The sequence below is a fragment of the Mycobacterium sp. E796 genome (assembly GCF_001672815.1).
Taxonomy (GTDB): domain Bacteria; phylum Actinomycetota; class Actinomycetes; order Mycobacteriales; family Mycobacteriaceae; genus Mycobacterium.
In genome coordinates this window covers 60,059-72,149 of the sequence record NZ_LZKK01000315.1, presented here as the reverse complement: position 1 = coordinate 72,149, position 12,091 = coordinate 60,059, and the positions used below count along the sequence as shown (strand labels likewise).

The window sequence follows — 12,091 nt, the reverse complement described above, 5'->3', positions numbered from 1 at the left end:
CGGAATTGGGATCCGGCCTACGCTCGAATCAGCTAAACAGTTATCTATAAGAGGTACACTAGGCCGCGCCCACAGTCCAGCAAAAGGAGTGCCAATGACGGCATCGCCGGTTGACGCAACAACCGTCCAGTTCGACCCCGAAACTCGTCTCTATATTGACGGCAGGCTGCGGGATTCGTCCACGGGCAGGACCGTCGACAACGTCAACCCGGCCACCGAGGAGGTGCTCGGAACCTGTACGGATGCGGGCGCCGAGGACATGGAACAGGCGATCGCCGCTGCGCGGCGCGCGTTCGACACCACCGACTGGTCGACCGACCACGAGTTCCGCAAGCATTGCCTGCTGCAGCTGCACAACGCGTTGCAAGAGGAGAAGGAGGACATCCGCGCCGAACTGATCGCCGAGGTCGGGTCGACGGTGGGGATGACCTATATCGCGCAGCTGGAGTGGCCGTTGGCCGACGCGGTGAAGTGGCCGGCGGAATACATCTCGAAATTCGCGTGGGAGCGGATGCTCGACCAGGACGCCAAGATGGGGGTTCCGTACAACCGCGTCGTCGTCAAGGAGCCGATGGGGGTGGTCGGAGCCATCACCCCGTGGAATTTCCCGTTCGAGATCATCAGCAACAAGGTGGGCCAGATTCTGGCGACCGGAAACACCATGGTGCTCAAGCCCGCACTCGAGACGCCGTGGAGCGCGTTGCGGTGGGGCCGGATCATCGCCGAGAAGACCGACATCCCGGCCGGTGTGGTCAACATCGTTCCGGCGTCTGACAACAACGTCGCTCAGGTGCTAGCCACCGATCCACGGATCGACATGGTGTCCTTCACCGGTTCGACGGCGGTGGGCAAGCTCATCCAGCGCCTGTCCGGGGACACGATGAAGCGCAACATGCTCGAGCTCGGGGGCAAGTCGGCATATCTGGTGCTCGACGACGCCGATCTGGACACGGCGTTGCCCGGATGCATTGGCGCCCTAATGCATTCCGGCCAGGGCTGTGCGCTCGCCACCCGCATGCTGGTGCCCCATTCGCTTTACGAGCAGGCCGTCGAGGTGGCTACCGCCACCTTCGGTGCGCTCAGCGTCGGCGACCCGTCGGATCCGAACACCTTCTGCGGGCCGCTGGTGTCGGCCAAGCAGCAGGCCCGGGTGCTCGACTACATCGAGATCGCCAAGCGCGAGGGTGGCCGCGTCACCGTCGGCGGGGGCGTGCCGGACGGGCTGGACCGCGGCTACTTCGTGGCGCCGACGGTCGTTGCGGACGTCGAACCGGCTCACACGATCTTCCAGGAGGAGGTCTTCGGGCCGGTCCTGTCGATCACGCCGTACGAGGGTGGCGACGACGCCGCTGTCGAGTTGGCGAACAACTCCCGCTACGGTCTGGCCGGCGCCATCATGGGCTCCACCGAACGGGCCATGGCCGTCGCGCGCCGCATCCGCACCGGCTCGTTGATGATCAACAGCGCCATGTATTACGGCGCCGACGCGCCGTTCGGCGGCTACAAGATGAGTGGCATCGGGCGCCAGAACGGCCACGAGGGCTTCGAACAGTACCTGCAGACCAAGACGATCGGATATCCCATCGCATGACCGACATTCTGAACGGGGTTCGTGTTGTCGAGCTCGCCGCGTGGAGCTTCGTCCCGGCAGCGGGTGCCGTGCTCGCCGACTGGGGCGCCGACGTCATCAAGGTCGAGCATCCCGAGACCGGTGATCCGCAGCGCGGGCTGATCAGCTCGGGGATCGTCACGGGCGCCGGGGGCGTCAACCACTTCATCGAACAGCCGAACCGGGGGAAGCGCAGCATCGGCCTCGACTCGTCGACGCCCGAGGGTCTCGAACTCTTGATGAAACTCATCGAAACCGCTGACGTCTTCCTGACGAATCTGCTGCCGGACTCGCGCCAGCGGATGGGCATCGACGTCGAGCACGTACGCGCCCGCAACCCGAAAATCGTCTATGCCCGCGGCCACGGCTACGGAACCAAGGGCGACCTCGCCACGCAGGGCGGTTTCGACCTGGCCGCCTATTGGGCACGCGGGGGGATCGGCGAGGCCTACGCCGCCGGCGACGGCTCGTACCCTCCGGTGCAGCGCCCCGCATTCGGCGACGTGTACGGCGGCTTTGCCATCGCCTCGGGCATCGTCGGAGCACTGTACAAACGCGAACGCACGGGGGAACCGTCGGTGGTCGACGTGTCCCTCCTCAGCTCGGCGATCTGGCAGCTGGGCCCCGACATCGTCGGCGCCGGCATCACTGGGCAGGACATCCCGAAGTTCGAGTTGGCGGAGATGCCCAACCCGGTTGCCAGCATCTACCAGACGCGCGACGGGCGCCACATTGCCTTCGTGCTGCTGCAGGCGGACCGGTTCTGGACCGACTTTTGCACGCGACTTGGGCGGTCGGACCTGGTCTCCGATGAGCGATTCGCCAATGCGGTGGTGCGCTTCCAAAACCGTGCCGAATGCATCGCCGAGCTGCGCAAGACCTTCGGCGAGCACGATTTGAGCCACTGGGAGAAGGCATTTGAGAGTTTCGACGGGGTGTGGGATGTGATGCGTACCGCGCGGGAGATCCACGACGACCCGCAGGTACTGGCCAACGGCTACCTGCCGCGCACCACCGACGCCAACGGCAACGAGTTCGCGTTGGCGGGCAGCCCCGTGCAGTTCGACGAGACGCCTCTGAAATTGAGTTGCGCGCCGGGGCACGGCGAGCACACCGACGCGCTCCTGGCCGAGCTGGGATTCAGCGAGGACCAGATCATCGACCTCAAAGTCAAATCGGTTGTGCTGTAGTGGTATCTGATGACCTGGCTCGCCGGTTCCTGCACGTCAACCTGAACTGTGAGTCCTTAGACGCGACAGAGCAAATCTACTCGGGCGTTCTGGGACTGTCGGCCAGGATGCGCACCGACCCGATGGTGCCGACCAACGGCGCCATCCTCGGCATCGATGACGAAACGTACTGTTCCACTGCATTTCTCTATGACATGCGCGGACCGCGGGACGGCTGCGCGCTGGAGGCGATCGCCTTCCGATCGCCGGCTCTGGCACGTGACCAACGCACCTACCCGACCAGACCGGGCATCCGCGCGGCGCTCATGTGGGTGGCGGATCTGGACACTGTCGTTGTAGCACTGGGAAAGGAGGGTGTGCAGGTCAGCGAGCCGGTCGATGGACTCATCTCGGGCGCGAAATCGGTGCTCGCACTCGACCCCGACGGTGTTGTCATCGAGTTGGCCCAGGCGACAGATGATCTGGACGCGTCGGCCGGCGCTCTGTTTTCCGGGATCCGCATCGCGGCCATCGACATCCTCGCCACCGCGGAGTTCCTGACCGCGATCGGTTTCGTGGAGACCGAAGCGCCGACAGCAGTGGCGGTTTCGGGCAATCAGTTGGCGCCGGGCGGCTCCGGCGATTCCGTCGAATGCGTCGTCGCTCGCTTCGCGCTTCCAGAAGACGAACAACAGTTCACTGTCACGGTGGTCCAGCATCCGGAAACCGCGACCGACGTGCCGGTGCCGTGGGGCGGCAACCGCCAGGGACTCTACCGTTGCGCGCTGCGGGTCGAGAACGTGAAGAAGGCACTGGCAGCACTTCCGAATTCTATTGAGCAGATGGGGGATGTGGTGTGGTGCCCGCTCCCCGGAACCAAGATCGACGGGTTGTACATCGCGTTTCTGAGGTCGCCCGATGGTGTGGTGTTCGAGTTCGTCGAACGCCCGCTGAAGTTCTTCAGCAAGTGACGGACCGCGGAATTCAACAATCGAGGAGTGACATGTCGGCCGAGCCCAACGAACTCAGCCCCCGCCCGCCCGAGGGCGACTGGCTGGGCACGCCCTTTCTGAGATTCGAACGCGAGGGCGGCTTCGCGATCCTGGTGCTCGACCGCCCGGCGGCACGCAATGCGATGACTCCGGCGATGTACTTCGGTATTCGCTACGCCATCTCGCGGGTCAATTCCGACGAGAACCTGGCTGGGCTGCTGATCACCGGCACCGGCGATGTATTCGCCCCTGGCGGCGACCTCGCCCAAGGCGCCGAGGACAATTGGATGGACTTCGCCGCGACGATGGGCATGGACGTCACACCGTTCGACACTCTGCGCCAGTCGGCAAAACCCGTCGTCGCCGCCGTGAACGGGCTCGCCCAGGGCGGCGGACTCCAGATCGCCCTTTGCAGTGACATGGCTGTGGTCAGCGACCGGGCGACGTTCCGAGTGCCGGAGTTGTACCGCGGAATTGCGGACACCTATTACAGCCACATGCTCGCCAGGGTGATCGGACCGGTTCGCGCGCGGGATCTGATGTTCACCGGTCGGGTGTTGTCCGCCGAGGAGGCGGTTGACTGGGGCCTGGTCGCCCGGATGGTTCCCCATGACGGGCTGATGAAAGCTGCCCGTGAGGTTCTCGCTCAGTGCTGTCGGACCGCGCCGCAGGCGCGTGCCCTCATCAAGTCCAGTCTCGACAACTACCTGGGTCTCTACGATCGCATCGGGATGAAGGTGAGCCTCGACGGTCCCGAGGCTCGAGAAGGGTTCCTCGCCTTCAAGGAGAAGCGATCGCCGGAGTGGGTGCATCCAGAATTACGGGTTGCGGGCCGGCTGTAGTTGCCAGGACGGTCAACCGTTCAGTAGGCGTGCGATCATTTCGGACAGCGCGAGGACCACACCGTCTCGTGACGCCGATGGAATCTCGTTGTGTTGCACCATCAACCAGGTGCGGTCGAGCATCGCCATCACCGACAGCCCTAACGCGACGGGATCGGCCGCGGGCGGGCGGGCCGACAGCTTGGCGATACGCTCGCCGAGAGCCGCGGCCGTTCGGCCGTGGGCGCGGGTCACCGCTGCGCGAAACTTCGGATCCTGCGGCGCGTCGTCAGAAGAGCGGATGACGAAGGCGCCGTTGCGGTCCAGATACGCGAAATAACTGTTTACCCACACTTGAACGGCCGATCGGGTCGGCGGGTGGTCCAGCTCGCCGAAGGACTCCACGACGTGCAGAGCTTCGCGGTAGGTCGCCGTACCCAGCTCGATGAACAATTCGGTCTTGTCGGGAAAGTAGTAGTAGAAGCTGGCGCGGTTAATCTGGGACAGATCGGTGATGTCACGAATGGTGACAGCTGAGAAGCCCTTTCGGGCGAACGCTATCCGCGCGGCGTCCAGTATCGACTCGCGGGTGCGGTCGGACTTGCGCCGCCCCGCGGGGCCGTCAGACGCCGTGGCCGACAAGTCGCTCCGCCACCGCCTGGTGCTCGGGATAGAAGCTGGAGCACCACGCACGTAGCTTCTTGAAGCCGGCCGCCTCGCTGGTCGCCAGCGTCGGTGGATCCATGTACTGCTGGTGATCCCAGATCTGAATATCCTGGGGCAGAGCGCGTTTGGCTACCGCGAGCCGGTCGGCGAAATCTTCGCTTTCGTCATCGATCCAGTAGCCGGCGAAGATGTCCGAGGTCTCGTCGTCGACCGGCGTGGTGCAGATGGAGACGACCCGGATTCCCTCTCGGGTGTGTTCTCCGTTGAAACTCACCCCGATGCCCGACCAATAGATCTCGATCGTGTTGAGGGTGTCGTCGGGGCGATCCACACCATCTGCCCACCGCCTGCCGAATCCCACCTTCGCCGACCAGGTCGAAGTATCGGTGTACTCGCGCAGCACCACTGGGCTGATTGGGGTGCGGTGGACGAAGCGGAAGTGGTGCGGGTCGACCGCGTTCTCGGCGATCACCTGCGGGTGCACGTGGATGTTCGGGGACCGCGTGCGGCACTCCGCGCTGAACGGGTGGTAGCTGCGTGAGGCGACGTGATCTCCCAACATCCGGAAGCCAGTCGGCAGTTGCCACAACGGTTCTCGGCCAGCGGTGTCGTGCCAGATGAATATCGATTCGTTTGTTTCGGTGACGGGATAAGTGCGGATCCGTCGGCCCTTGTTGGGACGATCCTGGTAGGGGATACGGACGTTGCGCCCCTGGCCGTTCCACACCCAGCCGTGAAACGGACATTGGATGCCGTCCTCGACCACGCATCCGCCGTAGGCGAGGTTGGCGCCGAGGTGGCGACAGTGGGCATCCATGACGCACACGTGCCCGTCGTGCCCGCGGAAGGCGACGAGGTCACGGCCGAAGTAGTGCAGGGGCTTCACTTCACCGATTTCCAGGTCGGCGCTCCACGCCACCTGGAACCAGCCGGTGGGTTGCATCGTGGGCCAGTTCTGCATCGATGCGCTCCTTCGCCGGAACATTCACTGTCAGTGGAGCATACCGCAGTTTCAACACATGCGTTGAAAATGTCGGTCAAATCCACGATGCCGTATCGAACAATCGCCCGGACCCACGGCCCCGCGAAGAGGGGAGGCCAGCTGGAGGTCTAACGTTATAGATAATTAGTTAATGATATAACTTGATCGGCCCGGGGAGCGCCCAGAGGGGCCAGCCTCTACCTCAATGGCTCGGAAGGATCTCCGCCATGCTCGCATCAACTCAGCAATTGTGCGTCGGGCATGGGCCTTCGGCAGAAGGGCTCCGAGAGGTGTGGCAATCGCGATGAAGTTTGACATCCAGCATGCCACTGCAGATCCGAACTGGACGCCGGACATATTGTCGTCCAGCGCTCTCACGCGATTCGCACGCGCTGTCGAGGACTCCGGGTATGCGTCGTTGGGTTTCACCGATCACCCGGCTCCGCCTGCCCGATGGGTGCGGGCGGGTGGCGAAGGAAGCATCGACCCGTTCTCCGCGCTTGGCTTCTGCGCGGCGGTGACCTCGAAGATCAGACTTCTCACCTTTGTACTCGTACTGCCATATCGAAACCCCTTCCTCGCCGCTCATCAGACTGCCAGCTTGGATTCCCTCAGCGATGGTCGATTGATCGTCGGCCTTGGCACGGGCTATCTCCGCGGCGAATTTGGGGCACTAGGCGTCCACTTCGACTCCAGGTGTGCGGCGTTCGATGAGGCGGTCGGAATACTTCGACGATCGTGGGCCGGTGAGGAGATCAGCTTCAGCAGCGGCACACTCGATGCCCGGGGAGTGGTACTTCAACCGCTACCGGTGCAGCGGCCAGGGCCACCACTGTGGGTACACGGTAACGCCGGGTGGGGTTTGGAGCGTGCAGCCCGATACGGCGACGGTTGGTTCGGCGTCCTCGCCACCGGCCAGCTCGCCCGGATGATGCGCACGGCCCCCATCGATGGATTCGGCGAACTCGCCAAGCGGATTGACACGCTACGCAGATCGACCGTCGCGCATGGACGGGATGCGCACGCCGTCGAAGTCGTCCTTAGTGGCCACTGGCCGATGCTCGACGTTCGACGCGGGTGGGACAGCAGCCGTATGCGCGACGAGGTAGCGGAACTAACCGAGATGGGCGTTGATCGTGTCGTAGTGATCGTCTGCGGCGACGACCCCGGCGCGTCCGAAGACACCGTCCGGCGATTCGGGGAGGAAGTGATCGCATTATGCGGCTGAATTGTCAACTCGAGTCGAACTTCGACTACGCGGAGGGATTGAAGCTGACGGTAATGCCCGTGATCAATGCGATCCCCGCGCTGTGTTCTGCAGAGCAAGGACTGAAGACACCACTGGAGATTCCGCGTTACTGGTCGCGCAACGTGGCTGACGTGTAGGCATTCCACACCCTTCCGGGGTTTTCAATAAATCGAACTTCGTTCCGGTACTGGCTCTTTCGAGAGATATTTGAGGAGATGGAAATGAGCGGACTGGCAGATCGGTTGTCTGGCAAGGTGGCCCTGGTAACCGGTGCGGGCCGCGGAATCGGTCGCAGTATTGCCCTTCGCTTCGCGCAAGAGGGCGCGTTGGTAGCGGTCGTCTCCAGAACGGGATCGACGGTGGACGAGGTCGTCGACACCATCACCCAAGGCGGAGGATCCGCGATTGGATTGCAATGTGATGTCACCGATAAGGCGCAGGTGCATGCAGCGGTGCACTCCACGGTCTCACAATTCGGCGGCATCGACATCCTCGTCAATAACGCACACCACACCACCGGTGTTACCAACGCACTAGTGGACATTGACGATGATCAACTGCAGATGCAATTTTCGTCGGGCCCGATCGCTACTCTGCATTTCATGCAGGCGTGTCATGGGTACCTGAAGGAGCGGCGCGGGGTGGTAATCAATTTTGGCTCGCCCGCAGGGATTTCATCGCCAGTGGGTTACGGGGCGTACTCTGCCGCCAAGGAGGCCATTCGGGCCCTGAGCCGCACCGCCGCGCGGGAGTGGGGAGCGGACGGAATTCGTGTCAACGTCATCTGCCCGACGACTCTGACAGAAGCGCTCGCCGAGGCAGTGCAAGATGAGCGTGTGGCAAAGATGGTTGCCAACGTCCCCTTGGGAATGCCCTCGCCGCCAGATCAGAGCGTCGCGCCGGTAGCCCTCTTCCTTGCCTGCGATGACTCGAAGTACATCACCGGTATGACCTACATGGTTGACGGCGGTAGCACGATAGACGCCGCACGCTAGCTTCGGACCTCGACAACTGGGGTGGTACTTACCGAAAGTCTTCCTTAGTGCTTTGTCACCGTGGATCTTGATCCGCCCCATCTTCGAAGCGCCGTGCGCAGTGGGTCGGATTGCTACGCCTGCATTGGCGCCGCTCACACCACCGTTGGCACCCATGCCGCGATGCGGTCCCATAGCGCAGCGCGGTGGCTACCGAAGTTGTGGCAGTGCCCGGCCTTCGGCACCAGGTACAAGGTGACGTCGGACGAACCGGTGTAGTTGACCGGCTCGCCATAGGGGTTGGGCGACACGTCGATAGCTGCTCCGAATGCGAGGAATACTGGCACCTCGATCTCCGGTGTGTAGTGCTCGACAAAGCCGGGAGTGGTGACTTCTGCCGCCGCACGAAGGGGCACCCTGCTCTGCACCGCTGTGTCCGCGTCGATTACCTCCAGAGGGACCTCGCCGCCGTAGAACATGTCAATCAGGTTCGACCGCGGGGCGATGGTGTGGCTGTCTTCGGGCCGGGCGCCCGAAAATTCACAGGCGATGGCGATGTTCTGTCGGATGCGGGCTTCCAGGTCATTGGCGTCGGCATCGTGTGCGTAGACGTTGGTGATCTGCACGCCGTACCCGAGCAGCGCGACGGCGTCATAGACCCTGTCGCGCGCTTGAACCATTGTGGTGAGACACGAGCCCATGGAGTGGCCGACGCCCACCACGGGCAGCGTCATGGGCGGCAGGCCGTCAATCAGGCTGCCCTCGGCGCTCATGGCGCGGATTTGGCGGACTACCTCGGCGTCACCAATCGCAAGCAGTTCGAGTCCGAGCGGGCCAGAGTCGACAGGGTCGGTACTCTCGCCCACGGCCAGGTGGTCAACCGCGATGACGATATAGCCGGCGTCGGCAATGTGTTCACCAAAGCTGTATCCAGGATGCCCGTCGATCTCCATGTGCCAGTAGTGCTTGTCGTACAACCCGCCCGCCAGGCACACCAGTATCGCTGGCGCTTCCGTCGGGTGTTCTGGGAGAAACGCCCACGCCGTTTGGGTGAGCTGTTCACCGCTTCCGATGGCATCGGAGACGTCAAAGGTCAAGGGCGTGGGCATGATTCCTCCAATGGCTGAGCGTTCAATCGGTGTGCAGCAGGGGGATCAGCGCCGCGGCATCGGCCAGGCTGCGCAGGAGATCGTTGAGGTGCGTGCAGGTTGATGTGCCGAACAGTTCCTGACGGACCCGGGTTCCCAACTCGTCCAATCGCATTCCGACGATCTGCGTTGCGCTTGCGACTGCGCCGGGACATTCCTGCCAGGGCAGCACCCTGGGCACCGCCTTCGAGCTCAGGATGATCCCGGTGTCGGCATCTGCCGATGCGTCGAGGGTGTACTCGTGGATGATGGTCTCGGTGCCGTCGGCGCGCACGTAGCTGTCGCGGAACATCGCATCGATCGAAATCTCTGGACCATCCGAGCCCTGGTGCACGTCAAGTCTTCGCCGCCTCCGCATACCGTGAATTGGCAACGCGGTCATGTCATGCCAGGCGAGGGAATCGGCCGGGTCCTCGAGGGCGGGAGCGGTCGGTCCGGTCACCACAGCGGGGTCGCCTGATTTGAACGAGGTCATCAGCAGACCGCCGGTGACGAAGCCGGCACACTGATCGGCCACCGGCAGGTAGCCCGACTTCGTCGCGTTACCCAGAGCGCCGGACGCCGATAGCGCGTGTCCGGAGACCAGCGTGGCGACCGGGACGTCGTCGAGCAACGTATAGCGCAAGTCCCGGCGGGACCGAAGTTCGGGCGCGGCCTTGTCGACCGCGGCGCGAAAGCCGCTCATCGCGGGCGCCCCGACGAGGTGCATGTTGGCAACGGCCGGTTCGACCTCGAGGTGGTGGACGACCCGGGCGATCATCTCGATTGTCGCTTCCAGCCGGGCTCGGCCGGTCTCTGTCGTGGTGCCGTCGCCGGCCGTCTGGAGGTCACGTGCCCGGCCCGACAGGTACACCGGATCCATGGAGCCGGGATCGCGGGTCATGTCGATGGAGCTGGTTCGCCGCACCGAGCCAGGCGGTCGTCGCGGCGTCCCGTGCGTCGGCTCATGAATCCCGTGCAGCGGATGTAGACGAAAACCTGGTGTGCCTGAGTCGGTTCCGCTCATGTCAGGGAATCAGGCGATGCTGACGCTCTTGGTCCACAGAAACTCGTCCAGCCCTTGTCGGCCGCCTTCCTTGCCCATTCCGCTGATGCCGATCCCGCCGAACGGTCGGTGTACTGCCAGGTTCATGGCGCCGTTGATCAGGACCTCTCCGGTTTCGAGTGCCTCAGCGACACGGTGGGCGCGTTTGAGGTCGTTCGTGAACATATACCCGGACAGCCCATACGGGGTGCCGTTCGCGATGTCGATGGCTTCAGCTTCGTTGTCGAACGGAATGATCGACAGCACCGGGCCGAAGACCTCTCGCTGCGCCAGTTCTGAAAGAGGGTCCACGTCGGCGAACACGGTCGGCTGCAGGAAGTACCCCTCCGCCAGTTCGCCACCGATACGCTCACCGCCCGTAACCAGACGTGCGCCGTCGTGCTTGGCGCGCTCGATCATGCCCGTGATCCGTTCCAGCGCTGCGGCGTTCACGATGGGACCAGCAACAGTGTCGGGTTGGAATGGATCCCCAACCTTGATCGCCAAAGCCATGGCCGAGACGCGCGCGATAACGTCCTCGTAGAGCGGCCGCGCCACGATCATCCGCGTCGGAAGAGAACACCCCTGACCGCTCATCAGCCCTACCGACATCATCGTCCCGACACTGCAGGCGAGGTCGAGGTTCGCGTCCTCAAAGACAATGTTGCCCGATTTTCCGCCGAGCTCCATGACCGCAGGCTTGATCTGCTCCGCGCAGGCCGCGAGTATCTTGCGCGCAGTATCCGGGCCGCCGGTGAAAGTGATCTTCTTGACATGCGGATGCGCGACGAGCGCTGAGCCGGCTTCGGCGGATCCGGTAACCACATTGACTACGCCGGCGGGTATCCCGGCTTCGGCAGCGAGATCGGCGTAGAGGTTGGCGCTGAAAGGGGTGAGTTCGGACGGCTTAATCACTACTGTGTTGCCGGCAGCAAGGGCGGCAGGCACTTTCATGGCCAGCGAGATGAGCGGACCGTTCCAGGTGATGATTACACCGATGACCCCATAAGGCTGGCTCAGGGTATAGCTGAACTCGCCATGAGTGCGGAAGGAGGCCGAGATATCGCTGGTGATCTTGTCCGCCCAGCCGGCATAGTAGCGCGTCCACTCGACGGACATGGCTACGAGCGCGGACACCATCCCCGAAGGGGTGCCGTTGTCGAACGTCCCGAGGCGAACGAAGTCGCTGCTGTGTTGTTCGATCAAGTCGGCAAAATACAGCAGAATGCGCCGGCGCTCGGCGGGGTTCGTCTGACGCCAACTCCGGAACGCGTCGTGGGCCGCCGTGACCGCCGCATCGATCTCGGCGGGTCCCGCCATCGGGATTGCGGCGTCGGGGGTTCCGGTACACGGGTTGATGTGTTGGTAGGTGCCGCCGGCGGAGGTGCGCCGTTTCTCACCGCCGATCCGCAAGGTGACCTCGGGGCGGGTGGTGTCCATCATCGAAGCGGTCATGT

General features: G+C 63.5%; 11 protein-coding genes. 6 read left to right on the top strand and 5 right to left on the bottom strand.

Features of this window, described 5'->3' with window-relative positions:
* The first annotated feature begins 94 nt into the window (after positions 1 to 94).
* From A5706_RS25175 to A5706_RS25160, 4 genes are read left to right on the top strand one after another with little or no spacing between them, the layout of a single operon-like run.
* Positions 95 to 1,591 (top strand): aldehyde dehydrogenase family protein, encoded by a 1,497-nt coding sequence (locus A5706_RS25175; protein ID WP_068136952.1) that lies wholly within the window; start codon positions 95 to 97, stop codon positions 1,589 to 1,591.
* Entirely contained in the window at positions 1,588 to 2,799 is a 1,212-nt protein-coding gene (locus A5706_RS25170) for a CaiB/BaiF CoA-transferase family protein (protein WP_068136950.1), read from the top strand. Before A5706_RS25175 ends, A5706_RS25170 begins: the two co-directional genes overlap by 4 nt.
* Positions 2,799 to 3,749: a VOC family protein gene (locus tag A5706_RS25165; RefSeq protein WP_068136947.1), complete on the top strand. Its 951-nt coding sequence runs from the start codon at positions 2,799 to 2,801 to the stop codon at positions 3,747 to 3,749. The genes A5706_RS25170 and A5706_RS25165 overlap by 1 nt, the downstream gene beginning before the upstream one ends.
* Positions 3,750 to 3,781: 32 nt before the next feature.
* A complete protein-coding gene (locus tag A5706_RS25160; RefSeq protein WP_068136944.1) occupies positions 3,782 to 4,612 on the top strand; it encodes an enoyl-CoA hydratase/isomerase family protein in 831 nt (276 codons plus the stop codon).
* Between the two features lie 12 nt (positions 4,613 to 4,624).
* Here A5706_RS25160 and A5706_RS25155 read toward each other — a convergent pair whose 3' ends face one another.
* A complete protein-coding gene (locus tag A5706_RS25155) occupies positions 4,625 to 5,233 on the bottom strand; it encodes a TetR/AcrR family transcriptional regulator (RefSeq protein WP_068136941.1) in 609 nt (202 codons plus the stop codon).
* On the bottom strand, positions 5,214 to 6,218 hold the full coding sequence (locus tag A5706_RS25150) for a Rieske 2Fe-2S domain-containing protein (protein WP_156767319.1): 1,005 nt from the start codon (positions 6,216 to 6,218) through the stop codon (positions 5,214 to 5,216). The genes A5706_RS25155 and A5706_RS25150 overlap by 20 nt, the downstream gene beginning before the upstream one ends.
* A 313-nt stretch (positions 6,219 to 6,531) precedes the next feature.
* Here A5706_RS25150 and A5706_RS25145 point away from each other — a divergent pair, with 313 nt between their 5' ends.
* Positions 6,532 to 7,467, top strand: a complete 936-nt coding sequence (locus tag A5706_RS25145) for an LLM class F420-dependent oxidoreductase (protein WP_231985406.1) — start codon at positions 6,532 to 6,534, stop codon at positions 7,465 to 7,467.
* Between the two features lie 242 nt (positions 7,468 to 7,709).
* Entirely contained in the window at positions 7,710 to 8,483 is a 774-nt protein-coding gene (locus tag A5706_RS25140; protein WP_068137054.1) for an SDR family NAD(P)-dependent oxidoreductase, read from the top strand.
* Positions 8,484 to 8,617: 134 nt separating this feature from the next.
* Here A5706_RS25140 and A5706_RS25135 read toward each other — a convergent pair whose 3' ends face one another.
* The 3 genes from A5706_RS25135 to A5706_RS25125 are packed head-to-tail and all read right to left on the bottom strand — an operon-like array spanning position 8,618 to position 12,089.
* Positions 8,618 to 9,571, bottom strand: coding sequence for an alpha/beta hydrolase (locus tag A5706_RS25135; protein WP_068136930.1), 954 nt, complete (start codon positions 9,569 to 9,571; stop codon positions 8,618 to 8,620).
* A 22-nt stretch (positions 9,572 to 9,593) separates the two neighbouring features.
* A complete protein-coding gene (locus A5706_RS25130; protein ID WP_197517969.1) occupies positions 9,594 to 10,616 on the bottom strand; it encodes a DUF2889 domain-containing protein in 1,023 nt (340 codons plus the stop codon).
* 9 nt (positions 10,617 to 10,625) lie between these two features.
* Positions 10,626 to 12,089: an aldehyde dehydrogenase gene (locus A5706_RS25125; protein WP_068136923.1), complete on the bottom strand. Its 1,464-nt coding sequence runs from the start codon at positions 12,087 to 12,089 to the stop codon at positions 10,626 to 10,628.
* Positions 12,090 to 12,091: the final 2 nt, after the last annotated feature.